At 55.2% G+C, this 26,358-nt stretch carries 23 protein-coding genes; 8 read left to right on the top strand and 15 right to left on the bottom strand.

All coding sequences use genetic code 11. The annotated features are described in order from the left end of the window. Positions 1 to 35 precede the first annotated feature (35 nt). Together argH and IPN69_14680 are read left to right on the top strand one after the other, a co-directional pair. Positions 36 to 1,508, top strand: coding sequence for an argininosuccinate lyase (gene argH / locus IPN69_14685; GenBank protein ID MBK8811960.1), 1,473 nt, complete (start codon positions 36 to 38; stop codon positions 1,506 to 1,508). A gap of 420 nt (positions 1,509 to 1,928) precedes the next feature. Beyond that, on the top strand, positions 1,929 to 4,469 hold the full coding sequence (locus tag IPN69_14680) for a glycoside hydrolase (protein ID MBK8811959.1): 2,541 nt from the start codon (positions 1,929 to 1,931) through the stop codon (positions 4,467 to 4,469). A 9-nt stretch (positions 4,470 to 4,478) separates the two neighbouring features. Here IPN69_14680 and IPN69_14675 read toward each other — a convergent pair whose 3' ends face one another. After that, positions 4,479 to 6,170: a bifunctional transaldolase/phosoglucose isomerase gene (locus IPN69_14675; GenBank protein MBK8811958.1), complete on the bottom strand. Its 1,692-nt coding sequence runs from the start codon at positions 6,168 to 6,170 to the stop codon at positions 4,479 to 4,481. A 125-nt stretch (positions 6,171 to 6,295) separates the two neighbouring features. Here IPN69_14675 and ada point away from each other — a divergent pair, with 125 nt between their 5' ends. The 4 genes from ada to IPN69_14655 all read left to right on the top strand — a co-directional run bounded on the left by ada (position 6,296) and on the right by IPN69_14655 (position 9,592). After that, complete coding sequence (ada, locus tag IPN69_14670) at positions 6,296 to 7,336, top strand: bifunctional DNA-binding transcriptional regulator/O6-methylguanine-DNA methyltransferase Ada (GenBank protein MBK8811957.1); 1,041 nt, start codon at positions 6,296 to 6,298, stop codon at positions 7,334 to 7,336. Next, positions 7,333 to 7,794, top strand: coding sequence for a DUF1203 domain-containing protein (locus IPN69_14665; protein MBK8811956.1), 462 nt, complete (start codon positions 7,333 to 7,335; stop codon positions 7,792 to 7,794). The genes ada and IPN69_14665 overlap by 4 nt, the downstream gene beginning before the upstream one ends. Before the next feature lie 49 nt (positions 7,795 to 7,843). Continuing rightward, the gene (locus IPN69_14660; protein MBK8811955.1) at positions 7,844 to 8,767 is read left to right on the top strand and encodes a tetratricopeptide repeat protein; all 924 of its coding nucleotides are present in this window, start codon (positions 7,844 to 7,846) and stop codon (positions 8,765 to 8,767) included. Between the two features lie 111 nt (positions 8,768 to 8,878). Next, positions 8,879 to 9,592 carry a hypothetical protein gene (locus IPN69_14655; protein ID MBK8811954.1) on the top strand — a complete coding sequence of 238 codons (714 nt, stop codon included), beginning with the start codon at positions 8,879 to 8,881 and terminating at the stop codon, positions 9,590 to 9,592. Between the two features lie 3 nt (positions 9,593 to 9,595). Here IPN69_14655 and IPN69_14650 read toward each other — a convergent pair whose 3' ends face one another. Together IPN69_14650 and IPN69_14645 are read right to left on the bottom strand one after the other, a co-directional pair. Then, on the bottom strand, positions 9,596 to 10,762 hold the full coding sequence (locus IPN69_14650) for an inositol-3-phosphate synthase (protein ID MBK8811953.1): 1,167 nt from the start codon (positions 10,760 to 10,762) through the stop codon (positions 9,596 to 9,598). A gap of 42 nt (positions 10,763 to 10,804) precedes the next feature. Continuing rightward, entirely contained in the window at positions 10,805 to 11,713 is a 909-nt protein-coding gene (locus IPN69_14645) for a DMT family transporter (GenBank protein MBK8811952.1), read from the bottom strand. An 11-nt stretch (positions 11,714 to 11,724) separates the two neighbouring features. Here IPN69_14645 and IPN69_14640 point away from each other — a divergent pair, with 11 nt between their 5' ends. Further along, positions 11,725 to 12,051: a hypothetical protein gene (locus IPN69_14640; protein MBK8811951.1), complete on the top strand. Its 327-nt coding sequence runs from the start codon at positions 11,725 to 11,727 to the stop codon at positions 12,049 to 12,051. 371 nt (positions 12,052 to 12,422) lie between these two features. Here IPN69_14640 and IPN69_14635 read toward each other — a convergent pair whose 3' ends face one another. From IPN69_14635 to IPN69_14590, 10 genes are all read right to left on the bottom strand, one after another. Beyond that, the gene (locus IPN69_14635; GenBank protein MBK8811950.1) at positions 12,423 to 13,049 is read right to left on the bottom strand and encodes a hypothetical protein; all 627 of its coding nucleotides are present in this window, start codon (positions 13,047 to 13,049) and stop codon (positions 12,423 to 12,425) included. Positions 13,050 to 13,500: 451 nt separating this feature from the next. Continuing rightward, positions 13,501 to 14,244 carry a hypothetical protein gene (locus IPN69_14630; GenBank protein MBK8811949.1) on the bottom strand — a complete coding sequence of 248 codons (744 nt, stop codon included), beginning with the start codon at positions 14,242 to 14,244 and terminating at the stop codon, positions 13,501 to 13,503. 65 nt (positions 14,245 to 14,309) lie between these two features. Continuing rightward, positions 14,310 to 14,954: a hypothetical protein gene (locus IPN69_14625; GenBank protein MBK8811948.1), complete on the bottom strand. Its 645-nt coding sequence runs from the start codon at positions 14,952 to 14,954 to the stop codon at positions 14,310 to 14,312. Positions 14,955 to 15,010: 56 nt separating this feature from the next. Further along, positions 15,011 to 16,132 (bottom strand): hypothetical protein, encoded by a 1,122-nt coding sequence (locus IPN69_14620; GenBank protein ID MBK8811947.1) that lies wholly within the window; start codon positions 16,130 to 16,132, stop codon positions 15,011 to 15,013. A gap of 37 nt (positions 16,133 to 16,169) precedes the next feature. Continuing rightward, a complete protein-coding gene (locus tag IPN69_14615) occupies positions 16,170 to 16,679 on the bottom strand; it encodes a hypothetical protein (GenBank protein MBK8811946.1) in 510 nt (169 codons plus the stop codon). 13 nt (positions 16,680 to 16,692) lie between these two features. After that, on the bottom strand, positions 16,693 to 18,261 hold the full coding sequence (locus IPN69_14610) for an RHS repeat-associated core domain-containing protein (GenBank protein ID MBK8811945.1): 1,569 nt from the start codon (positions 18,259 to 18,261) through the stop codon (positions 16,693 to 16,695). Positions 18,262 to 18,297: 36 nt separating this feature from the next. Next, on the bottom strand, positions 18,298 to 18,936 hold the full coding sequence (locus IPN69_14605; protein ID MBK8811944.1) for an ankyrin repeat domain-containing protein: 639 nt from the start codon (positions 18,934 to 18,936) through the stop codon (positions 18,298 to 18,300). A gap of 8 nt (positions 18,937 to 18,944) precedes the next feature. Further along, the gene (locus tag IPN69_14600; protein MBK8811943.1) at positions 18,945 to 20,105 is read right to left on the bottom strand and encodes a hypothetical protein; all 1,161 of its coding nucleotides are present in this window, start codon (positions 20,103 to 20,105) and stop codon (positions 18,945 to 18,947) included. Positions 20,106 to 20,147: 42 nt separating this feature from the next. Then, complete coding sequence (locus IPN69_14595; protein ID MBK8811942.1) at positions 20,148 to 20,657, bottom strand: hypothetical protein; 510 nt, start codon at positions 20,655 to 20,657, stop codon at positions 20,148 to 20,150. A gap of 13 nt (positions 20,658 to 20,670) precedes the next feature. Next, the gene (locus IPN69_14590) at positions 20,671 to 22,605 is read right to left on the bottom strand and encodes an RHS repeat-associated core domain-containing protein (protein MBK8811941.1); all 1,935 of its coding nucleotides are present in this window, start codon (positions 22,603 to 22,605) and stop codon (positions 20,671 to 20,673) included. 37 nt (positions 22,606 to 22,642) lie between these two features. Between IPN69_14590 and IPN69_14585 the strand changes: the two genes are divergently transcribed. Then, on the top strand, positions 22,643 to 22,849 hold the full coding sequence (locus IPN69_14585; GenBank protein ID MBK8811940.1) for a hypothetical protein: 207 nt from the start codon (positions 22,643 to 22,645) through the stop codon (positions 22,847 to 22,849). Positions 22,850 to 23,026: 177 nt separating this feature from the next. On the opposite strand, the gene IPN69_14580 is transcribed toward IPN69_14585, so the two are convergent. Next, positions 23,027 to 23,239 (bottom strand): hypothetical protein, encoded by a 213-nt coding sequence (locus IPN69_14580; protein MBK8811939.1) that lies wholly within the window; start codon positions 23,237 to 23,239, stop codon positions 23,027 to 23,029. A 484-nt stretch (positions 23,240 to 23,723) separates the two neighbouring features. Continuing rightward, on the bottom strand, positions 23,724 to 26,303 hold the full coding sequence (locus IPN69_14575; GenBank protein ID MBK8811938.1) for an RHS repeat protein: 2,580 nt from the start codon (positions 26,301 to 26,303) through the stop codon (positions 23,724 to 23,726). Positions 26,304 to 26,358 lie beyond the last annotated feature (55 nt).

Here is a 26,358-nt window from a genome sequence, read left to right as displayed (position 1 = left end):
CAAGCGGGACGCTTGCGCTCCAATCCAAGAACAAAATGCAAGAAAAGTTTCCGGCCCGAAATTACAAAAAGAACGTACTTGAAGACTGCTTCATCGATGCCAAGGATTATTTCCTCGACGCCTACGTCGAGGTTGATTACGCGCATGCGGTGATGCTCGGCGAACAGGGAATCATCACGCCCGAAGAACAGCGTTTGATCCTCACGTCGCTTCGCGCTCTGGATTTCGAAGCGATCCGCCGGTCGGTGTATGACGGCACGTTCGAGGATCTTTTCTACTATCTTCAGCGGGAGATGACCGCGCTCTGCGGAGACGAAGATACGGCCGGCAAGCTGCACACGGCCCGCAGCCGCAACGACATCGACGTCACGATCTACCGGATCTATCTGCGTCCGAAATTGCTCGAACTCATCCGCGAAGCGAACGAACTGCGGACGAATCTGCTCGACCTCGCGGCGGCGAACCACGAGACACTGATCCCGGCCTACACGCACACGCAACCGGCCCAGCCGTCGACGCTCGCGCACTATCTTCTGGCGATGGCCGAGGTTTTGGGACGCGACATCAAGCGCCTCGGGAACGCGTACGAGAATATGAACTTCTGCCCGCTCGGCGCGTGCGCGATCACGACCACAGGTTTTCCGATCGACCGCCACCGCGTTTCTGAGCTTCTCGGATTCACCGCGCCGACCGTCAACGCTTACGCCTCGATCGCTTCGGTGGATTATTTTACAGAGATGCTCGGCGCAATGAGCGCCCTGCTCGTCAATATCGGGAAATTCTCGCAGGAGTTCCTGCTGATGGCGATGATGGAGTTCAACGTCGTGCGTCTGCCGGACGGTTTTGTCCAAGGCTCGTCGATAATGCCGCAGAAGCGGAATCCGGTCGCGCTTGAGCATATCCGCGCGCTCGCAAGCAAAGCGCTCGGCCAGAGCCTCGGTGTTTTCACGAGCATTCACAACACGCCCTTTGGCGACATCAACGACGTCGAGGATGATCTGCAGCCGCTTATCTACAACGCTCTCCGCGATGCGACGCGTTCGGTCTCGCTGTTTGCCGCGACGCTCAAATCGGCGAGTTTCAATCTGGACGTTCTTCGTGAACGGGCCGAGGCGAATTTCATAACCGTCACCGAACTCGCCGACTCGATCGTCCGGCGCGAGAACCTGCCGTTTCGCATCGCTCACAAGATCGTCGGCGAGTGCGTCAAAACAGCGTACACGGACAAGACGAAGATCACCTACGAAATGCTCCAGACGACCGCGCGGACGGTCGCCGGTCGCGAGCTTGCTTTCACCGAAGAAGAATTTGAACGAACTTTGACGGCCGAGTTCTTTGTGTCGATCCGGACGATCTATGGCGGCTCGGCGCCGTCCGAAACCCGGCGCGCGTTGGCGGTTCAGGTCGATTCGCTCGGTGAAGATCTCGAATGGCTCGGCGCGCGCAACGAAGCATTGGCATCGGCCGCCGCGAAGCTTCACTCGACCGTGGATTCGTTGATCGCATAGTGTCGAACCCGAAGTCGTTTGCGGCGGATTGATTTGCCCGGGTCGACTGATCAAGCGGATGCGACCGCGCAATCCCCGTCAGTTCGCAGCAACCCGGAAAACCTCGCCTTGAACCCGGATTATGCAATGGGAGTTTGCCCGCGAATATTCTCGAATCGGCGCCAAATAAAAATCCGGTCCAAAGCCTTGCGAGTGAACGGCGTTTTTTGAATTTGGCCCACAAATCGTTAAAAAGCGGTTTTTATACCGTCGGATCAGACGCTGTTTCGCGCGGATTCGCGAAGATTCGCGGGCAAAAGTCGCTAACACGTAATTTCGGTTGAAATCGGAAACCGGGAGCTTTTTCGCGTTTATCAGTTATTCCCCCGCTTGTTTCGTATGATAAGAAAGACCTTTGCCGCCAAACTCTTCGCCGCATTTTTGCTGATCAACGTCGCGACGCAACCGATCATTGCCCAGAAACGGTTTTACATCGCGCCGGACGACCATACCGACTACTTCTGGATCGCCGACGATGTCACATATCGCCAGTCTTTTCTGACGATGATCGATTACTATTTGAACAAAATGGACGCGACGGCCGGAAATCCATCGGATCAGCAGATGCGTTGGCAATGCGACGGCAGTCTCTGGATGTGGGAATACGAACGCAACCGCACGCCGCAGCAGTTCGACCGGTTCATCAATCGGATCCGCGACGGCCATATGAGCGTCCCGCTCAACGCGCTCGTGCTCGTCAACGGCGGCGCGCCGGCTGAGGCGGTTTTGCGCGGAATGTATTACCCCGGAATCATCGAACGGCGACATAACGTCCGATTCCCGATGGCGATCGCGATGGAGAATCAGACCCATCCGTACGGTCTTGCGTCGCTCTGGGCCGGCGCGGGCGCGAAATACAGTTGGAAAGGCGTCTGCGGATGCGCGACGGAAGTCACGCAACTCGAAAACCGTGATCGCGAGATCTACTACTGCGGCGGCCGCGACGGGAGCAAAGTGTTGATGAAGTGGCATTCGCTCTTTTACAATCCCGTGCTTTCTTCGGCGAACAAGAATTTCGGCGGTTATTCCGAAGCGTACGATCCGCTCGCGTCGATCCTGTTCGCCGAAAACAACACGAATTTTCAAACGAAGTATCCTTATCCGGTCGTCGGCGCGTTCGGCCGGGGATGGGACGACCTTGAATACACGAGCGACGAGTTCGTCACCGTCGCGCAACAGAACACGACGCCGAATCGCCGGATCATCGTTTCGAATCAAGAGGACTTCTTCCGGGATTTCGAAGCGAATTACGGCGGTCAGCTCGAAACCCACGCCGCCGCCTACGGCAACGAATGGGACGCGCTCGTCGCCTCGATGGCCGAAGTGTCGGCGCGCGTCAAACGCTCGACGGAGAACCTCCGCACCGCCGACGCGTTGGCCGCGATCGTCTCCCAAAGCAATCCCGCATTTATGAATTCGCGGCTCGCGGAGCGCGACAAGGCAATGATCGATCTCGGACTCTATTTCGAGCACGACTGGACGGCCGATGGGCCGATCGCGCGAAACGTGCGCGCCAACTGGAGCCGCCGCGTGGAAAACGAGATCACGTCGTATGTCGATAAACTCAATGCGGACGCAAAAGCGGAGCTTGGCAAACAGATCTCGCGCACCGGGAACGAACGGCGCTTTTTCGTTTTCAATCCGTTGAGCTGGGCGCGGACGGATTATGCCGACATACCGCTTCGTCCGCGCCAGAAAGTACACGTCGTCGACGTCTCGACCGGCCAGGAAGTCGCGTCGCAGGTCATCAATTACGGCAACCAGAGGTTCTTGCGGATCATCGCGGAGAATGTTCCGTCGGTCGGCTACAAGGTTTACGAGATCCGAAGCGGCGCCGGCGCGACCTTTCCAAACGCCGCGACCGCATCCGGCAACGTCATCGAAAACGGCGCTTACCGGCTGACTTTGGCGAACGACGGCGCGATCTCAAGTTTCGTCGATCGATCACGGTCCGACCGTGAGGTCGTGCGGCCAATCGGCGGCAAGCTGGTAAACGACCTCGGCGGAAACCGAACCGGCCGGGTCACGGTCGAGAACGCCGGTCCGGTCAGCGTCACCTTGCGCGCGATCTCCTCAAGCCCGGTCGAGCACACGACGCGCGTCACTTTCTTTCGCGATCTGAACCGCGTCGACGTTGACAACCGGATCACGCAGAATTTTGGCGACCTCAAGACCTGGAGCAATTCGTTCGAGATCAATTCTCCGGACGTCTGGCACGAAGAGGTCGGCGCAGTGATCCGCGCGAAACTGCTCGCTCAGGGCGGCCATTATTCGCCGAAGAACGCTCGGTATGACTGGTTGACGATGAATCATTTCGCGGACATATCGGACGGCGCTGCGGCGGATTTCGGCGTCACGGTTTCGAACCGCGACGCGTTCTTTATGAGGCTCGGCGACAGCAGTTCGCAGACGCTCGATACCGCGACGCCGCAGATCAACGTCCTCGCCGGCGGCCAGATCGACGGCCCGGCGCTGGGGATTCCGAATCAGGGCGGCGACTCTTTCTTTATGCAGCGTTTCGCTTTACGGACGCACGGCGCGTTCGATCAGAGGCAGGCGATGAGGTTTTCGCTCGAGCATCAGAATCCGCTGGTGACGGGAATGATCGACGGTAGCGGCACGATTGCCCGCCAACTGCCGGGATCGGCGTACTCGTTCCTTCAGATCTCGGATCCGGATGTGCTTTTGTGGGCGGTCAAGCCTGCCGAGGACGGCGTTTCGCGCGGCATCGTCGCGCGCGTCTGGAACCAATCGAATCTTCCGAAAAACTACTTTCTCGGCCTTTCAGTTCCGATCGTCGCGGCGGATCGCCTGACTCACATCGAAACCTTTATCCAGACCGCGAATGTCTCCGGCGGCCAGCTGAGCGCCGCGATCAACCAGCAGCAGATCCAGACCCATCTTTTGAAGGTCGCCAACTAAGCGTCGCGTTTAGCCTCCAACCGCCTCGTGAAGCGTTTTCAAACCGGCCCGGACGTCGGCGCCGAAATGGATTCGCAACGCGCGCCGTCCGCGGTCGAGAAGCACCTGGAAATCTCCACGGGCCTGGGCTGCCTTGACGACGCCGAACGTATACTTCTGTCCCGGAACCGGCAGGTCGACGGCGTCGTCTGAAGTGACCTGGAGAAACACACCGTTGTTCGCGCCGCCCTTGAACGCCTGTCCGGTCGAGTGCAGAAAACGGGGGCCGAACTGCATCGATGTCGCAACGCGGTATCTGTTCAATATCTCGTGACGCAGTTTCTCGAGATCGACGAAATTGCCGAAATCCATTTCAAGATACGCGAGCAAGGCGAGATAGTCGCCCGGTCCGCAACGTTCGAAATGCGCCTTGAGATAAGACTTGACCGAACGTTCTTCGATCAAACCGTCGAGCTCGGCGACGTTTTTCGCGTCTGAGAACAGTTTGATCCCATCGGCTTCGAAAAATGGCGTTTCATCCGGCAACGAGCCGGATGCCTCGTACGCCTCGGTGATCTTCCGCGCCTCGATCTTCGCCGATTCGACGTCCGGTTGGTCGAACGGATTGATTCCCATCAACGCGCCCGCGACGGCGGTCGCGAATTCCCAGCGGAAAAACTCCTGGCCGAGGTTCATACGGCCTTCGGATTCGATCGTTATCACCGCCTGTCCGTTTCTTTTGATCTCTTCGACCAAGTTGTCCTGAGTCGGATCGTAACTTTGTTTGCTTCGGAAATAGACGAATATCCGATCGTCGCCGTAGATGATCGAATCGACCGAGCTTTTGCGATCGATCGGGATGATCGAAACGCCGTTTTTCCCGAGCGACTCGGCGACGAGCTGTTCGAGCCAGGCGCCGACGGATTTCTTGGACGGCGAGGCGATCAGCAAAAGTTTGTCGCGGCCCTGCCGGTGGGCGACCCCGAGAGCGATCCCGAGCGCCGCGCCCGGATTCGTTTGCGCATTCGCGTCGCGGCATGCCTCGACCATTTCGTTCGTGTTCGTTAAAAATTCTTGAACATCGATGCCCAACGCGCTGGCGGCGGTCAAACCGAAAACGCTCAACGCCGAGAATCGTCCGCCGATCTGCGGCTCGCCGTAAAAAATGCGCCGGAAACCGTCGCGTTTGGCGACCACTTCCATTTTGGATCCCGGGTCGGTGATCGCGACGAAGTGGCTGCCCGCGTTTTCGGCGCCGACCGTTTCGCAAACGCGTTTGTAAAAATACTGTTTGAAACAGTTCGGCTCGAGGGTCGAACCTGACTTAGAAGCGACGATGAACAGCGTCTTCGACAGGTCGAGTTGTCGGTCGAGCGATGCGACCTGGGCCGGCACGGTCGAATCAAGCACGTGAAAATTCGATTTTCCGAACGTTATCGAAAGAACTTCCGGACACAGCGACGAACCGCCCATTCCGAGCACGACGATGTCGTCGAACGTTGCCGCGTCGGCCGCGAATTCGACATACTTCGCGGTGTCGGCCAGCTCGTGGCCGACGATGTCGAGCCAGCCGAGCCAATTCGATTCGTCGGAATTGGTCCAAACGGCCGCATCCTTCGCCCAGATCCGCGCGACGCGGGCGTCGTTGGTCCAATCGACGATCGCTGCGCGTACGGCCGCGTCCAATTCCGAAGGCAATGAAAAACTGTATGAATTAAGCATTGCTTTCGATTATAACAAGAAACCGCGCGCAGGAAACATCGGTCGGCCGCTGTTGCGCTGACGAAAAGAATTGCACGACAATTTTCGGATAGATTTTCGTATCGGGCTTTCCTAAACTGTTGACTATGGAAAACGAGATCCGCTGGATGGCGGTCAAAACAAACGATGGACGATTCGACGGCGCGTTCGTTTATGGGGTCCGGTCGACCGGGATCTATTGCCGGCCGTCCTGTTCCTCGCGTCTGCCGAAGCGGGAGAACGTCGAGTTTTTCAGCGACGCCGCGAACGCCGAATCAAGGGGATTCCGCGCTTGTCTCCGGTGCCGGCCAGCGTTGGAAGCGCCTTCGCCCCAGGTCGCCAAGGTGATCGAAGCGGCGGAACGCATCGAATCGGAAGAAACGATCTCACTTGATTCGCTCGCCGCCGAGGCCGGAATGAGTTCGGCGCATTTTCAGAAACTCTTCAAGGAACTGGTCGGAGTCTCGCCGAAGAAGTTCGCCGAAGCGAAACGGCTGGAACGGTTCAAGAAAGGCCTGCGCGACGGCAGCGGCGTGACCGGTGCGATGTACGACGCCGGATTCGGTTCGAGCAGCCGGCTCTATGAGAAGGCCGCGGAAAAACTTGGGATGACGCCGAAGACTTACGCGAGAAAAGGCAAAGATATGAAGATCGAGTACACGGTTGCGGATTGCAACCTCGGAAAAATACTGGTCGCGCGGACCGAAAAAGGCGTCTGTGCGGTGGCTTTCGGCGACGAAGAATCAAAGCTGCTCGCGGACCTGGTTGCCGAATTCGGCAACGCGGAGATAAGCCCGGCGGGCGACCGATTGCGCGAAACGGTCGACGCGGTCCTCGCAAACCTTTCCGGTTCGAACCGCTCGATCGACCTGCCGCTCGATCTGCGCGCGACGGCGTTCCAGATGCGCGTCTGGGACGAGCTGCGGAAGGTCCCGTATGGCGAAACCGTTTCGTATCAGCAGATCGCCGAGCGACTCGGCAACCGCAACGCCGTTCGCGCGGTCGCGCGAGCATGCGCGACGAATCGCGTGGCGTTGGTCATCCCTTGCCACCGCGTGGTTCGTTCGGACGGCGAACTGAGCGGCTATCGTTGGGGCGCGGCGCGAAAGAGCTTGATACTTCGAAACGAGAAGGAGTATTCGAAATGAATTTCAAATTCGAGCCCATAAGCGTGGATGTCGCCCGTTCGGTCCGCGACGAAAAGATCTCGCCGCAGTACAGTCATCCCGCGTTCACGGAGATCGCCACCGGTTACGGTCCGTGCCGGCATTGCTTGCGAAAGTTCGAAGAGGGAACCGAGGAACGAATACTGTTTACCTACAATGCGTTCGAGGGATTGCTCGACATCCCGCTTCCTGGCCCGGTTTTTATCCATCTCCGCGATTGCAAACGCTATTCGACGGATGGCTTCCCGCCGGAACTAATTGATCTGCCGCTGCTTTTTGAAAGTTACACTGCGGACGGAACGATCGCCTCGACCGTCGCGATCGATGCCGCGGCACCGGAAGATCAGATCGCCGAACTGCTCGCGGATGATTCGACCCGGTTCATCAACATCCGAAACGCCGAGGCAGGTTGTCACGTCGCGAATATCTTTCGAAAATGAGCCCCGGGCTTTGTTTGGCGCTCGAAACAAATCGGGCTAAGATTCGCATATGCGAATTGTCTTTCTGCTTGTGCTCGTAATCGCGCCGATCTTGTCGGCGCTCGCGCAGGGGTGCTCCGAAACGGCGAAGATCGTTCCGCCGGCGATCACCGAGGCCGCCCGAAAGGTTTACGAAGCAAAGCAAGCGGAGGCCGAAGCCGAAGTCGCGCGAAACCCGAAAAATGCCGACGCACACGTTTGGCTCGGTCGGCGGACAGCGTATCTCGGGCGATATCGCGAGGCGATCGGAATCTTCACGCGCGGCGCTGAAATGTTTCCGAAGGACGCGCGTTTCCTTCGTCATCGCGGACATCGTCTGATCACGCTTCGATGTTTTGACGATGCGGTCCGCGATCTTGAATCTGCGGCGAAGCTCGTCAAAGGAAAGCCGGACGAGATCGAGCCCGACGGATTGCCCAACGCGCGTAACACCCCGACCTCGACGCTCCAGTCGAACATCTTTTACCACCTCGGGCTCGCCTTTTATCTCAAGGGTGACTTCAAAAGGGCGCTGAAAGCGTACCGGAAATGCGTCGCGGTTTCGACAAACCCCGACATGCTTGTTGCAGCCAAGCACTGGGAGTATATGACGCTCCGGCGTCTTGGTCGGGTGCGCGAGGCCGAACGTTCGGTCGTCGGCATCGGTGACGCTCTCGACATCATCGAGAACGATGACTACTACAAAATGGTCAAGCTTTATCAGGGAAAGATCCCAGCCGACGAACTGGCGCGTTCAATGAGTGCGGACGCTGACAGTCTCGGCAGTGCGTCGCTCGGGTACGGACTCGGGAATTGGTATCACTATATCGGCGAGACGGAAAAAGGGATTCGAATCTTCCGGATGGTCATCGCCGGCAACCAGTGGGCGAGTTTCGGCTACACCGCTTCGGAGGCGGAACTCGCAAGACCGGTGACGAAAAGCAAACGCCGATGACCGGAACGGGCCGCGGGAAATTCCGAGTCTGATTTGCTACACTTATCTGGGAAAAGTGAGTTAATTAGCCACACTTCTGCGGGTATTTGTGATCCCGGGAGCTACAAAGAAATGCTCGGATTCTTTCTCCAATCAGGCGATCTCTCGTTCGTCGCGGTGTTGGTGATCGTCGCGGCGGTCATCGTCATTTTCTTCGGTGCTTTGATTCTCGGATTTTGGGTCGCTATCCGGTTTAAGCGAAGGCACGGACGCCGTTGGGCGGCGACGGCCCGCGAACTGGGTTTCGAACTCCAACCGGCGCAATACAGGTTGTTCAGCTCATTGATTTCAGATGGCGAATCGATTGCGCAACCGATGCGCGGGATGTTCGGCGGTCGCGAGGCGGTCGTTTCCGTCCGCCGGGAGCACTTCACCAGTCAAACGACGGGAATGCGGCGCGGACGGGTTACCTATCACACTTGCTGCAACGTTCGTTTTCGGAATCCGAGAGGCGTTGAGTTTTTGATCAAGCCGCGCAAGATGTTGGATTGGGTGCTCGAAGGCCAGAAGACGCTGACGCTCGGCTATCCGCAGTTCGATGAGGCGTACTGCGTCGAGAGTTCAGCGCCTCAGCAAGCTTTTCAAGCACTCGCGTTCCGGGCACCCGACAATGTCGCCGTAGCCGAGCAACTTGTACGATACTCGGGATCGGATTGGGGCATATGTGCCGGAAATTTCGAAATCTTTGCAGAAAAGCCCGGGATAGTGACGGACACCGAGGAGATCCGCAAGGTCTTGTCGATGCTCTCGGATATCGCCGCGCGACTCGAGCTTGGCCTCAAATGAGACTTAACGACCGATCCAGCGCATCAACATCTCCTCTTGCCTGAACAAGGCGTTCTCCGCTTTCTCACCGCGCGTCAAGGGCATTTTGAAAAAGATCGAAAGCTGTTCCTGTATGCCGCCTTCGCCCCGATCGTGCGCAAGATCGAGACAGCGCGCGATCTCGATCGCCAAAGGCGCGGCGAGGATCGAATCCTTGCAGAGGAAATTGACCTTGAGCTGCATTTGGCGGCCCATAAAGCCGACGAGATCGATATTGTCCCAGGCTTCCTTGTTGTCGCCGCGCGGACGATAGTATCGAATGTCGACGATGTGATCCTCGACCTCGTAACCGAGAATATCGTCGAGCAGGGAACTCTTGGTCTTCACTTTCGACGCGAGCGACCCCGCGTTCGAAAGCGCGAAACCGTCGCGATTGCCAAGAATGTTCGTCGAAAACCATCCTTCGACCTTCAGGGCGCGCGTTTTGAACGCCGGCGCGAGGACGCTCTTGATCATCGTCTGCCCTGTTTTGCCGTCCTTTCCGGCGATCGGAACGTTGTTCTTGTCAGCAAACTCGATGAGCGCCGGAATGTCTGCAGACACCGACGGCGTGAAGTTGCCGTACGGAACGCCTTCAGCGATCGAGGCATAGGCATAGATCATCGCCGGACTGATCTCGGCAGAATCGTCGTCGAGCGCCTTTTCAAATCCCGCCAACGAATTGAAGATCTCGTTGCCCTCGTCGGCAAGTCGTTCGGTCGAAGCGAGGTTGATGACGACGACACTGCCGCATTCGGATCTGAAATCGCGCAGATTCTGACGGATGGAGTCGATCGTTGACCGGTGCGAACCTCGCGTCACCGTGTTGTCGCCGTCGATATTCGCAAGAAAGTCCTTGTTCGCCGCCGCGCGCCAGGGTCTGATCGCCCGAAGGTTGTCTTCGACCGCGACGAATTGCTTGTGCGTCAGGACATCGTGTTCTTCGGCGGCCTTGGCGAGATGCTCGCCGAAAAGATCCCAACCGGCGAATCGAATATTCCGGTAATCCGCGAGTCCGCCATCGACTTCCGCGAGCGGCAGACCGGTCGTGTCAATGAGACCATTTTTGAGAAGCTCGATGCCGGCGACCATCGTCGTTCCGACCGCGCCGCCAAGACCGATCACTGCAATGCCAAGAGTTTTGCTGTCCATAGAAACCTTGATTTTACAATAGAATGGTGACGAATCAGTAGTTCAAACGGCGCCGGTCGCCTCGGTTTTTCGAGTCACGAGATAAACGCCGACGAAAACGAGGATCGACGCCACGAAAAGGCGAATCGAAAAATGTTCGTCAAGGAAGATGATCGCCGAAACGAATCCGATGAGCGGCTGAAGATAAACATAGACAGCAACCACCGACGGTTCGACGCGCGAGATCGAAAAGGCGCTGAAATAATAGGCAAGGATCGTCGGGAAGATCACGAGCGCGGCGGCGAACCCCCAAGACGCGCCGGAAACGGATCCGAGATCGACACCCGACAATGAGAAAAGCCCGATCGGCGTCGTCACGATACTGCCGAAAATGAAGAGCCAGACGATCGATTTCAATGCCCCATAGTGAGAGATGAGCTTTTTCGAGATCGCGACATAGAACGCATAGCAGAGACTGTTGAGCACGATCAGGATATCGCCCTGCGTCGTTTCGGACGAAAAACTCGCGCGACTCGGATCAATGAGGTAAACGACGCCGACGGCCGCCACTGAAATACCTGCGACTTTGCGCCACGTCAACCGGTCGTTGCCGATCAAAACACTGATCGCGATCGTGAAAATCGGAATCGTCACCGAAAGCAGTGAGGTGTTTGCGGCTTTCGTCAGCGAGAGTCCCTTGAAGAACAGCAATTGGTTGAGCGCGATCCCGACGAACGCAAAAAAGGCGAAATGCAGATAATGCGAACGTTCGTCGAGCCGCAGCGTCCCTCGAAGCCGTTGAAGGACGAAGAACGCAAGCGCCGCACCGCCGACGCGGAAGCCGACCAGCGCGAACGGCGGAAAAGCAAGCAGCGCGAATTTCCCGAGCACTGTCGCCGTTCCGAACATCAACTGCGTCAGCAACAACGCGGCGATCGCGTAATGATCCGTTTTGTTTGATTCGTCAGACATCAAAGTCGTTAATGCTAACAAATTCGCGGGGAAAATACGAAGAACAGAACGCGCCTTGCTGTAATCCTGGCGAACCGCGTCCGTGCTTGTACATCGCCGGCCGCGCGGAGATGTTTCCGCGCGTCGCCGTCGGTCGCGCTTTCGATCGCGCCTGCGACGGCCTTCAGGGATTTTTCGAGTTCCAGCGCGTTGCTGAGCATCTCGTCGTCGGTTTCGCTTTCAAGATCAGCGTTTGCGATATCGTTCCAGAACCGGAACGAGACGATCGCGGCCGACTTGAACTCGTCGAGCGCCTCGGCCCAGAGGGCGAGGATCCGAATCGCGTAGCGATGTCCTGAATTTCGCCGTGGGTTTCAACACACGGGAACTCGTGAATTCGTATCTCGTCGCGTCAGCGACGGCTGATTCGGGTCGTCGCTGACGCGACGCGCGGCCCTTTTCGAAGCTTACCGTGGGTTGAAACCCACGGTTAATTCTGCCGCCGCTGACGCGGCTTGATGACTGTTGCCCGGTCACCGTGGGCTTACGCGCCACGGCTAAACTCTGCCGCCGCTCTGCGGCTTGTTGACGCATACGGGCCACGTATCCGTACCGTCGCGGATTCCGCGTCCCTTTGGCGGCGACGGTCAGCGGGAACGCGGCTGACAACTGACTCCCTTGGGCGGCGGCGTTTTCTTTCGACATAACTTCTTCCTCTTCTGTGTTGGATTCAGGGAGCGCGCGGGATGCGCGTTTTTCGGCAAGCCCACACATTTGGGATTGCGGATTTTGGATTTTGGATTGACGGAGATTGCCGGTCCAGCGATGGTCCGGATCGAAACTCGCAGTTTCGGCCAATCCAAAATCGAAAATCCAAAATCCAAAATCCGTTGATGCCCTTGTTGCGTTTCGGATTCGGGGACTTGTCGCGGACAAGGACGGTGACCGACGCCCCGAGCTTCGTGCCCGAGCCGATCATCTGCCAGGTCTTCACGGCCCGCTCGTTGTCGGTCTGGACCTCGACGAGATACTCAAGACAATAGACCTCGCCCGAACCTCCGCCGACGAGATCGGCGGTCTTCTTCTCTACCGTCGCTTCGGCCACGGTTCCGAAGACATCCTCCGGAACGTTGGTCGAGTGGTTCATGAACATCACCGTCCCGACCGCCGATGATTTCATCTGCTCAAGAGCCTTCTGCGACATGACGTCGCCGACAAGATCCTCGGCATTCGAAGACGCGGTCAGCCGGCAGTACTTCCGGCCGTCCTTCTCGAAGGCCTTCAGTACCGAGTCCGAAAGAAACTTGAATTTGATCTCAACGTCTTCGGTTTTGTGGTCTTTATGCAAAATGCTCATCGGATTTCGACTCCGATGAGCATTCTAGTTCTCGCGATTTTCTTATTGTTTATGGCATCGTCCCGGACCTTGCATAACCTAGTCCGTTAAGCTTCAAAATTGAACTTTCTCTGTTCTGTCCGAGGTATGTGCTTATGCACCTTGATGACTTTGTACCCTTTGTTTTCGTAGGTGTTAATGGTCGGGTTGAATTCTCTTTGAATTTCCAGATCAACGAGCAGCACATCGCTGCCAAAACCCTTCATCAGTTGTTGACGCCGAAATTCGAAATCCGCGATACATATACTCGCTTGGAAGCCCGGGATCAAAACTCTGCCGAATCACATTTAAGGAGACAGATTCGACCTCCGACGTTTTTTCCGGCAAGACGCGTGGTATGAGCTTTGCGAGACTTTCAAATTCACTCTTGTCGGCAACGACAAGTTCGTCCTGTCGGCAGTCGTCAAGTCGGCTACACATCGATTTCAATGTATTCCTTATCCTTCACCTTGTACAAGTATCCTTTGCGCACGATCCAGCCCCCTTTCTTTATCTTCGTGATCCTGTTCAGGAGTTGCTTGAATGTGATCTCCGAAAACTCGAGTTTCTGCTCAATCCTGCGAAGGAGGCTATCGCCAAATGCCCGGTTATTTGTCCAGACGAATTTGTTCTCGGTAAGAAACCTCTGAAGTTCCGGCAATTCGCCGACTTTGTTTCGTATCAGTCCAACGGGCCGGTTCGATTCGAGATTGAAACTGCTTATCTTCAGCTCCATCAGCCTTTCCAATCTCTCGTCCCGGCCTTCTGTCGGGAATATATTGACGACGCCGTCTTCGATCTCCCATTTGTAGTTCTCCATCTGTTTGACCACCTGATCGAGCACCGATTTCAGCGGTGCGTTCTTTACATTCAATGTGAAGCAATGTTTCTCGCACCGATACGATCTGCTGGTGAAAGTGGGTTTGCGCGAAAGGTCAGGGAACTGCGTTGGGAACAGGAATTCCATATGGTCATTGTCCAACTTCGAACCTTCATAACCGATCTGAACGTCGAAATAGTAGATCAGGTGGAAAAACACCTCGCCCAGCGATTTCCGCTCCAACGCGAGTGTAATAGGCTTCTCAGCCAAATCCACTTCGACGGCCTGTCCAATGACGGAACCGCATGCGGCCATTAACAGCGAAACTCCAAGCATCAATTCAAATACAAATCTCATACATCCTCCAATCGAACTTTCCAGCAATCGACATACGCTAACGATTCCTTGAGATTCCGGTTGGCTCACTTTTTCAGATTCTTCAAATCACAAATTTTCGACGTAACCATTTGTTGTATTTCAAGAAAAGTGCTTGTTTTGTTCGAGGCGACGTTGAGTTCTTCAGTTCCAACGATGTTCCAACCCCATTTTTTCTTTTTCAAGAAAGCCGATACGCCCGGAATATCGTTGAAATAGCCAATTGCCAATTCGACACACCGGAGATTCTTGGTTCGAATCGTGGCAGGAGCCAACCGCTTACGATACCGGGGCGGATCCGTTTCTTTGATCGGGACGGCTATCGTAATTCGGTCGGTGTATTCGACTCCCGGATCGAGCTTGATCAGCAACACTCCACGATTGTCCAAATAGACGAAGTAGGGCGGATCCTCGTAGACGCGGCTGGAAAGGACCAGCGTGGAGAGATTATCACCATCCAACGATCGGTAAAATCCAATCTCACCACTTAGCGTCGTGGGCTTCGTTGCCACGTAGATCGCAGACTGCGTATCGTTCCGGACTGAATAATTCACTTGCATTGACTTCGCGCTAAACTCAACGACTGAAATGCTTAACGAAACGATCCCAGAACTCTGCTGAGCCGGCACCGAGGAGCTTGGCATCAAAATTAAACAAGCCCAAAACGAAATTATCAGCACTATTCTTCGCATTGTTCTCTCCCAAACAAGACTTATTATGAACTTTGACTTCGGCTTCTACGGTCTCATCATTTGCTTTTCCTCGGAATCACCTTTAGTCCCTTAAATTCGTCAACGGCGCTAATGGGTTTCCAGGATTTCCGTAGATAATATGCCGCCCTTGCAGCATAACCGAGTTGCGCTCTCAACTGATTCTCGGTTATGTCAAGATCCTCGTTATAAGCGAATCCAACGGCCCTTTGTTCAGCAGAATTCACGCTCTCTTCAAAAGCTTGACGGCCTTCTTCAAAACAATGGTTTGCACCAATCAGCGGTGCACTTTCACCGCGACCCGTGTTGAAAGCATGAATAAGCTCATGACCCAGTGCGATTGCAGGATCAATGTATCGACTCGATATGTGTCCGTCCCTTTCACGTTCGGGAACAAGTTGACGATAATTGGGATCCCATTGAATCATCGACGCACTTGGCAGCCCCAGCGCAACATCTGTCGGGATTGGCTTTCCGTCGCGGAGCGGCGTGGTCGTGACTTCATTTCGATGATTGACTACAATTGTCACGTTCTGCCCCATTGAGACAACCCCAGAAAGCAATCTTGCACCCGCAGAGGATTGAAGTGGGCCTCCGTAGATGATTCGTCCGGCTTTCGTAACGAAAGTCCCCGGAGCAATCTTCGAAATTTGCGTTTGTAAGGCTTTTCGGTCGTTTTTCGTCAGCGGAATCTGCTTTCCGGTTTCATCCTCGCTCATCGCGACCACTTTCCCAGATTGACCGATTTGAATAAATCCACCATTTTCACTGAATAAGCCGATCAGTCCGAAGCTTGGGCCGTTGGATCCTTGACATCGCGTTCCGCAGGCGCCGGTTGTTTCGGCGATCAACCCGAGCGGATCGGTGAACTTGTACGGCGAATTGAGGACATAAGAGTAACGGTTAAACGTCTGCGGGTTCTTGACGTTGGCCGAGGCGGTCAACGGGTCGACCGAGGTGTAGCGGCCGTGTTTCGGGTTGTAGTATCTCGCCTGGGCGTGCGTTGTGGCCCGATTCTTCGTCCTTTTCGTAGCCGGTGTAGCCTTTCCGCGTCTCTGGAACTTCGTCGTAGCCGAGGGCGACCTCGGGCGTATTTCAAAGAACGGTGATTTTTTCAGGGCGCAATCAACGGACGACCAATCCAAAATCCAAAATCGCAAATCCAAAATCGCAAAACGGCCACGATACTCAAGGCACTTAGTACCAACTTAATCCGCTTCCCTTGAGTGGATCCAACTTCAATTCGCGGGCCTTTCCTATTCCAATCTCTTCAACTTTTTGAAACCATTTCCGATAACTTTCGAAGGCTACTTTGGCTTGAGCGTCCGTGTTCTTCTCCGGACGACCATCGGCATACACTAATGCGACGCCATCCGCGTGCTTATACGTTCCCGTGAAAAGCTCGGAGATCGTGTAAAGGGCGCAGATTTCGACGGTAGTCTCGGGAAGCTGTGCTGAAACCCCAAAATGTGTGGCTCCCATGAATGCACCACGCGACTTGTCGCCTTCAAGTGTCAGAAGGCAACGAATTCCGCTCAAGACGACAGCCGGGTCATTCCTGTCCGGTGCCTCGTTCTTGGACCTCACGTTTTTTACACCAACGGATTCGAACCAATAACTGCATTCCTGACTCCGAACGGAGGTTGCCGAAAGAAAAACGATGATTGCCGGCAAAAGCGACACCACGAGACGATTTAACTTGTACATACTCCTCCTTTCTCTATTTTTTTTGTCTAGATCTCTTTGTCCAAACGGCTAGCGTAGCACTTGATTCCCAAGCTGTTCCGGGCCCGACACCCGCCTTTGCATTTGAGTTTAACGGATTCAGCCCATTCTTCGATTGTACAGTGGTTTCATTCTGATACCGCACGCTGTGTTCGTATGCACCGTTCTTTTCATAGAGTCCAATATCACCTTCGCGAGGAGTCTCATTGGATTCAAGCTCACGGAACCCAAGCTGGACGAGCTTATCGGCATTCTTTCCACTAATCGCCTCCGGGGCAATCCATACTTCCCCATTAGCAAAGGTATTTCCATGACAATTTGATCGGTTATCGAGATTGGCTGCCTTGCCAGCTTTCTTAACCCGTTCCTTTAGATCAGAAATCTGACCCTTCACAAGCTTCTTATCATCTTTGGACGCTGCTTTGATCTCATTACCCTCGCTGTCAACGATCTTATACTCAACTGGGCCGCGACGCTGTGATGCGTCAATTTCTACGTCGCCAATTTTGTAGTAGCCATAAGCAGCATTCCAATTGATTTCAATAAAGGCAGTTCTCCCATCGATAATGACCGCCTTTCCGAGCATTTTCTCCGTCGATTGACTAACGTAACGAAAAATACCAGTGTGTGTCTCATTAAATCCCTCGACCCCCTGGCTGTCTGGAGTCGGCGCTGACTCGTCGAACCACGAACCATCGAGGTGTCCGCCGAAATCGCAATTCGAGGCGGCCGCCGAACAATAGCTTCCGCCGGAATTGTTGACAAATCCGGGTATCAATCCAAGCGGATCGGTGAACTTGTACGGCGAATTGAGGACGTAAGAATAGCGGTTGAACGTCTGCGGGTTCTTGACGTTGGCCGAGGCCGTCAGCGGGTCGACCGAGGTGAAGCGGCCGTGTTTCGGGTTGTAGTATCTCGCCTGGGCGAAATCGAGGCCCGATTCTTCGTCCTTCTCATAACCCGTATAGCCTTTCCGAGTCTCGGGAACCTCGTCGTAGCCGAGGCCCGAGGTGCGTTTGTTGAACTCGACCTCTTCGCCGAATGCCATCCAGTCGGTTCGTCTGATCACCTCGCCGTTCTGGTTTGTCACCACCCGCGGGCTGCCCAGATGATCTGCTGTCAAATAACTTACCTGCGCCGCCGGGGCCGGATCGGCAGTTGCCCACGCGGTGTATTCCGCCACAAGTTGCCCGCTTCCATCATAAACGAACACGGTCGTCTCGGTCGATGAAATCTTCCTGACCCTGCGTCCCTCGCCGTCGTATTGATAGATGGCGTCGGGCGTTTCCGAGTTGTTCGCCGGTCCGAAAAGCTTTGTCTGATGGTTTTCGGCGTCGTAGACGAACCGCCGGTTCTCGGCATCGACGGTGAGGTTTCCGGCGGGATCGTAAGTATGGCCGTTGAGCCGGTTAGTCGAAGTGCTCGCCGAAGGATTGGTGACCGTGTTTGAAACCGAAATCGTCGTCGTGTTGGCGGCGTCGAACGTTCTGTTCCCGAACCGGTCATAGTCGAACGTCTGCTTCCAGTTGGTCGAGGTCCCGATCTTTTCTTCGGCCGATTTCAAACGGTTGAAATCGTCGTAGAATGCAGTCTTAATCCTTCACTTCTGGCAATTCGTCGCCCCCGCGTTGATCAGTAAGGTCTCAATATCCCTATACCCCTTATCAACCGCGACATCGAGAGCGGCTCTTATTTCTCCAGTTCCGCCATTGGACGATATGCAGACATCGGCGCCTTTCTCGATCAGCAACTTCACTACTTCGGAATGGTTGTAAAAGACGGCCGCCATCAATGGAGTCTTTCCCCAACTGTCTCCCTTGTCCAACCGCGCACCATTCTCGATCAAGAACTCGGCGATCTCTTTATGTCCACGCATCGCCGCTGTATACAACGGCGGAAAACGGTGCGAATACCAGCCGTTGACGTTTGCGCCCGAACTTAACAGATACTTGATCCGATCAAGATCGCCGTCAATAATCGCGTTATCGAGCTTTTCGTGAAGATCCGTACAACGAAGATATTTCGGCGTATAGCCCGGATCGTCCTCATACCGCTCGCCGTAATATTCAGCCGGACATTTGTTAGGATCGTCTCGATCCGGAGAAGGCGACGCGGCCACCCGATCTGGTGAATTGTTCGAATCGGTTGTGGTCACAACGGTGCACTGATCGCAACCGATCATTGACAGCGCCAAGCACGCGAGCATAATTGTCACGGTTATAACAGTTTTGAATGTCATGTTTCACCTCACGGTTTTCCTGCGTAACGCCGGACAGTTCGCGGCTCATGCCCTCTCGACATTGCCGAATCAAGAAAGGACAGCGTCTGGGCAATCGGAGTACCGTCAACTCCGCCACCCGCGTAAACGACTATTCCACCGCCGATGTAGATTGCTGAATGACCGCTTTCAGGCGGATTATTGCTTCGGTACGCCACAATGTCGCCCATTCTAAGCGACCCGTCTGTGACGACTGGTATGTTTCGCAGTCTCTGGACATCTCTGCTATCCCCTAACCAGTTGGCCGCCGGATACTTGCCGCCAACCAATGGATAGCCGGTTTTGCCCAAGACCGCCGCTCCACTCGTTGCATTGTTGATGGTTATTCCAACAAAAAGATTACATTTGTTTCCGGAGTAGGGCCCCCCGGTTGCATTCAGGGAGGTCTCGTCTCTGTAGTCAGTATCCCCGATGTGATTTATCGCCTGAATTGCTATGTTTAGCCCAACATCATTGTTATGCCCAGCTTCGATCCGGTTCAGGATTTCCGCTTTTGCCGCAGTCAGCGCTTCACCCAAATCGGTGATTGAACTGAAACCAAAAAATGAGCTTTTCTCCGCAGCAATGAGTTCATCCAATTTAGCGATCGCCTTCTCCTGATCAGGTGACATTGGCGGAGGAGGTGGTGGTGGTGGCGGAACCTGCGACTGCATTTCGCCGGAACCAGCTGACTCGATGCCCGTTTGCGGCTCGCTCGCTGAACTGCCGGCACTATCCTGAGTCGGCGCTGAGTCGTCGAACCACGAACCATCGAGGTGTCCGCCGAAATCGCAATTCGAGGCGGCAGCCGAACAATAGCTTCCGCCGGAGTTGTTGACAAATCCGGGTATCAACCCCAGCGGATCGGTAAACTTGTACGGCGAATTCAGGACGTAAGAATAGCGGTTGAACGTCTGCGGGTTCTTGACGTTTGCCGAGGCTGTCAGCGGATCGACCGACGTGAAGCGGCCGTGTTTCGGGTTGTAGTATCTCGCCTGGGCGTGCGTTGTGGCCCGATTCTTCGTCCTTTTCGTAGCCGGTTTAGCCTTTCCGCGTCTCTGGAACTTCGTCGTAGCCGAGGGCGACCTCGGGCGTATTTCAAAGAACGGTGATTTTTTCAGGGCGCAATCAACGGACGACCAATCCAAAATCGCAAATCCAAAATCGCAAAACGGCCACGATACTCAAGGCACTTAGTACCAACTTAATCCGCTTCCCTTGAGTGGATCCAACTTCAATTCGCGGGCCTTTTCGATACCGATCTCTTCAACTTTTTGAAACCATTTCCGATAACTCACGAAGGCTTCTTTGGCTTGAGCGTCCGTGTTCTTCTCCGGGCGACCATCGGTATAAACTAATGCGACGCCATCCGCGTGCTTATACGTTCCAGTGAAAAGATGCGAGATCCTGTAAAGGGCGCAGATTTCGACGGTAGTCTCGGGAAGTTGTGCTGAAACCCCAAAATGTGTGGCTCCCATGAATGGACCAATCGACTTGTCGCCTTCAAGTGTCAGAAGGCAACGAATTCCGCTCATGACGACAGCCGGGTCATTCCTGTTCGGCGCCGCGTTCGTGGGCCTCACGTTATCCACGCCTGCCCATTGGAACCAATAATCGCAATCCTGACTCCGAACGGAGGTTGCCGAAAGAAAAACGATGATTGCCGGTAAAAGCAATATCATGAGACGACTTAATATGTACATACCTCTCCTTTCTCTATTTTTTTTGTCTAGCTCTCTTTGTCCAAACTGTGAGCGTGGCGCTTGACTGCCAAGCTGTCCCCGAACCGACACCCGCCTTTGCATTTGAGTCTAACGGATTCAGCCCATTCTTCGTTCGTACAGTGGTTTCATCCTGATACCGAACGCTGTGTACGAATGCACCGTTCTTTTCATAGAGTCCAATATCTCGTTCTGCAGGAGTCTCATTAGCGTCAAGCTCTCGGAACCCAAGCTGGACGAGTTTTTCGGCATTTTTTCCACTAATCGCCTCCGGGGCAATCCATACTTCCCCATTAGCAAAGGTATTTCCATGACAATTTGATCGGTTATCGAGATTGGCTGCCTTGCCAGCTTTCTTAACCCGTTCCTTTAGATCAGAAATCTGACCCTTCACAAGCTTCTTGTCATCTTTGGACGCTGCTTTGATCTCTTTACCATTTTCGTCAACGATCTTATACTCAACTGGGCCGCGTCGCTGTGATGCTTCAATGCTTACGTCGCCAATTTTGAAGTAGCCAAAAGCAGCATTCCAAACGATTTCTATATAGGCAGTTCTCCCATCGATAGTGACCGCACTTCCCAAGATATCCTCCGTCGATTGTCTATCGTAATGAAAAATACCAGTGTGTGTCTCATTAAATCCTTCGCTCTCTGGAGTTGGCGCCGATTCGTCGAACCACGAACCATCGAGGTGTCCGCCGAAATCGCAATTCGAGGCGGCAGCCGAACAATAGCTTCCGCCGGAGTTGTTGACAAATCCGGGTATCAACCCCAGCGGATCGGTGAACTTGTACGGCGAATTGAGGACGTAAGAATAGCGGTTGAACGTCTGCGGGTTCTTGACGTTGGCCGAGGCTGTCAACGGATCGACCGAGGTGTAGCGGCCGTGTTTCGGGTTGTAGTATCTCGCCTGTGCGAAATCGAGGCCCGATTCGTCGTCCTTCTCATACCCGGTATAGCCTTTCCGCGTCTCGGGGACTTCGTCGTAACCGAGGCCGGTGGTTCGTTTGTTGAATTCGACTTCCTCGCCGAACGCCATCCAGTCGGTTCGTTTGATGACCGCGCCGTTCTGGTTTGTCACGACGCGCGGACTTCCCAGATGATCCTGTGTCAAATAACTTACCTGCGGCGCCGGGGCCGGATCGTCGCCCGTCAGGGCCGTGTATTCCGCCACAAGTTGACTGCTTCCATCGTAAACGAAAATGGTCGTCTCGGTCGAGGAAATTTTCCTGACCCTGCGTCCCTCGCCGTCATATTGATAGATGGCGTCGGGCGTTTCCGAGTTGTTCGTCGGTCCGAAAAGCTTTGTCTGATGGTTTTCGGCGTCGTAGACGAAACGCCTGTTCTCGGCATCGACGGTGAGGTTTCCGGCGGGATCGTAAGTATGGCCGTTCAGCCTGTTGGTCGAAGTGCTCGCCGAAGGATTCGTGACCGTGTTCGAGGCCGAGATCGTCGTCGTGTTGGCGGCGTCGAACGTTCTGTTCCCGAACCGGTCATAGTTGAACGTCTGTTTCCAGTTCGTGGTCGTTCCGATCTTCTCTTCGGCCGATTTCAGACGATTGAGGTCGTCGTAAATATAGGTCTGATCATAAGCGGTCGTGAGACCGGCGAAGGTGATCTTCTGGCTTCGAAGCGATCCGTTGTTCTGGGTTTCGTCGCCGTAGCCGTATTCGAGTCTGAGCGTTGACTGATCCCCGGCGGAGTTGCCGAGCCCGATCTCCGTGACCTGCAACCGGTCGTTGTACTCGGTCGATTCCCACTTGCCGTTCCCGAGCCTAAGGCGGGTCATCTGGCCGGCTGCATTGTAGGTTATCCCGTTGAGATAGAGCCGGTTCTGCCCCGCGGCGGTCGTTCCCCAGATGCTTGAGATGTCGCCGTCGCGGTTGTAGTCGAACTCGACCTTTCTGCCCGACGGATAGGTTTGCGACAAAAGGCGTCCGAACGGATCGTACTCATAGGTCGAGACCTTGGGATCGGCATTCTCCGCCGACTCCGACCCGAACGGCGTCCGTTGCTCGCTCGTGACGAGCTGTCCGAACAGGTTGAAGCTCGTATACCGAGTTTCGGAAACGGAACTCGCGACGCGCGTCGTCTTGCCCTTCGAGTATGCGGGAACCGAACCGAGTCCGGTTCCGTCGTACCAGAAGGTGACGTCCGGCGTGTCGTCCGAATAGTTCCGCGATTTCAGGCGGTTGAGATTGTCCTAAGTGCCCTCGAGATAAACGCCGCGGGATCCAACTCCAAGCCGATCGATTCAATTAAGCCGCAACGCATAACCATGGATATCGAACAAATCCCACTTTTGGAATTAAAAGCTACGGAAAATCACCTCGGTCGCCGGAAAACATAGATCACATGTCCGTTATCTGATCGTAGGTGTAGTTCTGCTCGATCGGAGCGGTTCCAGGCAATGTGATCTTCTGTTTACGGAGCGCGCCGTTGTTGTCGCTCGTCTGCCCCGAGACGGTCGAATAGTCAAACTCGAGTTTGAACAGGCTCGCGTCGCCGACCGAGCCGCCAACGGCGATCTTCGTCAGCTGCGCCCGCAGGGGTTGGTATTCCATCGTTTCCCAAGAGCCGTTGCCGAGCTTCAGGTTGTTCCTTGAAGCCGATCTTGGGCCATGTTGTGGCGTCACCGGCCCTCGACCACGACCAAAGTATCGGGCAGTGGCCGCCAGGGATCGTAGCGGAGCTCTGGGTAGTGTGGTCCGGACGTCAAAAGGTAAACATGCGCCCCCAAGGTCTGATGTCCCGGCCACGTCGCGATACGATAGGCAGACCGCAGAATACGCGATATCATGCCGGCCCAAATAATTCTCATCGGAAACCGAACCACGCCGTCGCGGTCCGTGTATTGGCGCGAGTCGGGCACCATACACACGTCGATGTCGAGGGTGTAGTCCCTGCATTTTTGGTCAACTAGCCTCCCCTGCAACGGTTCGCCGTTTTCATTCACGACCCTGACAGTCCATTCAGGACAAACGAGGCTCGGATATGGGACGACAAGCATTATCAAAACACAGGCGATCAGCAGAAATTCCCGAGTCTTCATCTTAACTCTCCTGGAAGACCCCGTTCGGCGATTCGTTTTTCAGTGAGTTTTCGCTGCTCCTCGGATACCGCCTGATTGTATGCTTCCTCACCGAATGTGGTCCGATATCGTACGCGTATTTCATCGACCATTAGATTCATCTCCTCGTCGGTCGGCTCACGAAGTTCCTGCGAGGCATGGTACGCCATGGTTGCCGGTGACTCGGACCGTCGATCGTAAACCTGAAAATCCGAATGTGCCGGAGATCTGTTATCCATAACCGGATGCATTGCCCCGCCGAATGCTTCCAAGGCTGCAAGTGTCAATTCTTGCTTTTTCGCTTCATTTGACGTATTTCTTGCGTCATCAAACCTTGCCCTTGCCCTCGACACCTCGGTCTCGACGAAAGTCACTGCCATTCGGCGGGCGGACTCTTTTGCTTCTTCGACAGTGCCCAGTTCTCGAACCTTCGCGCCCGGGGTCATCGCGTGCTGCGGAGCGTTGGCCTCCCGTAATGTCTTCAGATCCAAACCATCCCGATCAACCTTCGCACTCCCTTTTTGAATCCGCGAAATCGTCTTCGCATCTATGAGATTGAACGCGGTCGCTATTATCTTATTGTGGGTTCCCTCCGGCCATTTTCCGTTCTTATCGACATACTTAAGCGGGTTGTTCAAGGTAAAATCGTATCGACGCCAGGTTTGCGGATTTTTGGGATCAATGCTCAATCGCGACGGATCAACGCTTGTAAATCGCCCGTGCAGTTTCGAGTAGTACCTCGCCTGAGCGAAATCCAGATCCGTCTCCCCGTCGCGTTCGTAGCCGGTGAATTGCTTACGGATTGTGTCGGCAGCGTACTGTGAATGCGTCCGTTCGGTGATTTCTTCGCCGTACGGGCGGTAGTCGTGTCTTGAGATCACGGCTCCGTTTTCGTTGGTGTTTATGCGCGGGCTGCCGAGGTGGTCGGTTGTCAGATACGCCACCTGCGGGGTTGGGTTCAGATTTGTCGAGTATTCAGCCACCAATCGGGAAGATGCGTCGTAAACGAAAACGGTCGTTTCCCACTGGCCGTTGATCCAGGCGATCTTTTTGACCCTGCGTCCGTCGCCGTCGTAAACATATTGGCCGAGAGTGCCGGTGACCGTGCCGTTCTGATCGACGGTTTCGACTTTTGTCTGCTTGTTCTCGGCGTCGTAGGTGAATTTGCGGTTCTGCGGATCGCGGATGGTGTTGCCGGCGGCATCGAATTGGTAGCCGTCTGCTGAACTGAGCCGGTTGTTCGATGCGTTGACGCTCGGGTTGAAGATTTTGCGGTCCTCATCGCATATTGCCGGATTCGGCGGCGACTGGTTGTCGAGGCAGTTCCTCGGTATCGTCGTCGTGTTCGCCTCGATGAAGTTGCGGTTGCCGTAGCGATCGAATGTGTAATCCTGCTTCCAGCTCTGCGTAGCCGTCGAAGATCCCGCCGGCGTGACCACCTCCGCCGCATCGTCGATCCGGTTCAGCGAATCGTAGCTGTAGGTCTGAACCGCCGTGAAGCCGTCGGAGCCGGTTAGGTTGGGAACCGTGATCGTCTGCGACTGAATGTTCCCGTTGTTTTTCGCGGTGTTGAGCTGATTGTTCTCGATCACGCCGTAGGTGTAATCGAGTTTGAGAAGATCGGTCGCGTTCTGAACCCTTCCGAGCGCGATCTGGGTCGGCTTAAGGCGCGAGTTGAAGATGGTCTGTTCCCAGGTCCCGTTGCCGAGCTGCATCGAGCCGACCGCGCCGGCGGCGGTGTAGGTGAAGTGATGCGCGTAGTTCCAGTAGCCGTTGTTCGCGTTTCTCTTGCTCTGGACCATCGACAAGTCTCCGTCGTTGTCGAGCACGTTCCTGACAACCCTTCCCGACGGATATTTCTCTTCGACGAGCGCGCCGGAAAGGTTGTAGCTGTACTCCATTTCATTGTACGCCGTTCCATCCGTCGTCTGCCTGCTTTTTTTCACGCGGCCGAGGATGTCGAACTCGGTGTATTCGGTTTTTGAGAGGCCGTTGTCGGTCTTCGTCAGCCTGCCTTTCGAATTGGGGATGCCACCGGCGACGTTTGCTCCGTCGTAAAAATACGTGACGCTCGGCGTCGCCGCGTAGTTTGCCAACGCGCCGGTGCCGGGCGTGCCGTTCGGCGTGGAGTAATTGCGGTTCGTGACCCGGTCCAAAGCGTCATAGAAATAGCCCGTCATCACTCCGCGAGCGTCCGTCTTCTCCGTCAAATTTCCGTTCGGATCGTAGGCGTAGCTTATCGTCCCCGATTCCGGATTCTGCGCCGTCAACAGGCGCGACAGGCTGTCATAGCTAAACGTCCGTGTCTGGAAACAGGGCACGGCCGAGGTTCCGCACTGTTCCGCGGTCGTTCCGTTCTGCTGGACCTGAAGAAGGTTGTTGAGCGCGTCGTAAGCGTAGTTCGTCGGCTGGTTGGGATTTGAAACATCGCCAAGTTGTCCGGCGGAGTTCGGCTCGTCGACCCGGACGAGGTGTCCGAGCGCGTCGGTCACCGAGCGCCGCATCGCGCCGGCCTGATCGGTCACGAAGCCAAACCGCGCCGGTCTGGTTTTGGGCATTGGAGTAAGACGTGACCTTCGTCAGATTGCCGCGCAAAACGTCGCCGGTTCCGCG

The sequence above is a fragment of the Acidobacteriota bacterium genome (assembly GCA_016715115.1).
Classification (GTDB): Bacteria; Acidobacteriota; Blastocatellia; order Pyrinomonadales; family Pyrinomonadaceae; genus JAFDVJ01.
This window is presented reverse-complemented; position numbering and strand designations above follow the sequence as displayed.

Excerpts from the sequence above, each read along its gene's own strand:
- IPN69_14645 (MBK8811952.1), bottom strand. The coding sequence starts at position 11,713 with ATGTCTGACGAATCAAACAAAACGGATCATTACGCGATCGCCGCGTTG.
- IPN69_14625 (MBK8811948.1), bottom strand. The coding sequence starts at position 14,954 with ATGCGAAGAATAGTGCTGATAATTTCGTTTTGGGCTTGTTTAATTTTG.
- IPN69_14595 (MBK8811942.1), bottom strand. The coding sequence starts at position 20,657 with ATGTACATATTAAGTCGTCTCATGATATTGCTTTTACCGGCAATCATC.
- IPN69_14640 (MBK8811951.1), top strand. The coding sequence starts at position 11,725 with ATGCTAACAAATTCGCGGGGAAAATACGAAGAACAGAACGCGCCTTGC.
- IPN69_14605 (MBK8811944.1), bottom strand. The coding sequence starts at position 18,936 with ATGACATTCAAAACTGTTATAACCGTGACAATTATGCTCGCGTGCTTG.
- IPN69_14635 (MBK8811950.1), bottom strand. The coding sequence starts at position 13,049 with ATGAGCATTTTGCATAAAGACCACAAAACCGAAGACGTTGAGATCAAA.
- IPN69_14615 (MBK8811946.1), bottom strand. The coding sequence starts at position 16,679 with ATGTACAAGTTAAATCGTCTCGTGGTGTCGCTTTTGCCGGCAATCATC.
- IPN69_14580 (MBK8811939.1), bottom strand. The coding sequence starts at position 23,239 with ATGGAATACCAACCCCTGCGGGCGCAGCTGACGAAGATCGCCGTTGGC.
- IPN69_14630 (MBK8811949.1), bottom strand. The coding sequence starts at position 14,244 with ATGAGATTTGTATTTGAATTGATGCTTGGAGTTTCGCTGTTAATGGCC.
- IPN69_14655 (MBK8811954.1), top strand. The coding sequence starts at position 8,879 with ATGCTCGGATTCTTTCTCCAATCAGGCGATCTCTCGTTCGTCGCGGTG.
- IPN69_14660 (MBK8811955.1), top strand. The coding sequence starts at position 7,844 with ATGCGAATTGTCTTTCTGCTTGTGCTCGTAATCGCGCCGATCTTGTCG.
- IPN69_14575 (MBK8811938.1), bottom strand. The coding sequence starts at position 26,303 with ATGCCCAAAACCAGACCGGCGCGGTTTGGCTTCGTGACCGATCAGGCC.
- IPN69_14675 (MBK8811958.1), bottom strand. The coding sequence starts at position 6,170 with ATGCTTAATTCATACAGTTTTTCATTGCCTTCGGAATTGGACGCGGCC.
- argH (MBK8811960.1), top strand. The coding sequence starts at position 36 with ATGCAAGAAAAGTTTCCGGCCCGAAATTACAAAAAGAACGTACTTGAA.
- IPN69_14650 (MBK8811953.1), bottom strand. The coding sequence starts at position 10,762 with ATGGACAGCAAAACTCTTGGCATTGCAGTGATCGGTCTTGGCGGCGCG.
- IPN69_14665 (MBK8811956.1), top strand. The coding sequence starts at position 7,333 with ATGAATTTCAAATTCGAGCCCATAAGCGTGGATGTCGCCCGTTCGGTC.
- ada (MBK8811957.1), top strand. The coding sequence starts at position 6,296 with ATGGAAAACGAGATCCGCTGGATGGCGGTCAAAACAAACGATGGACGA.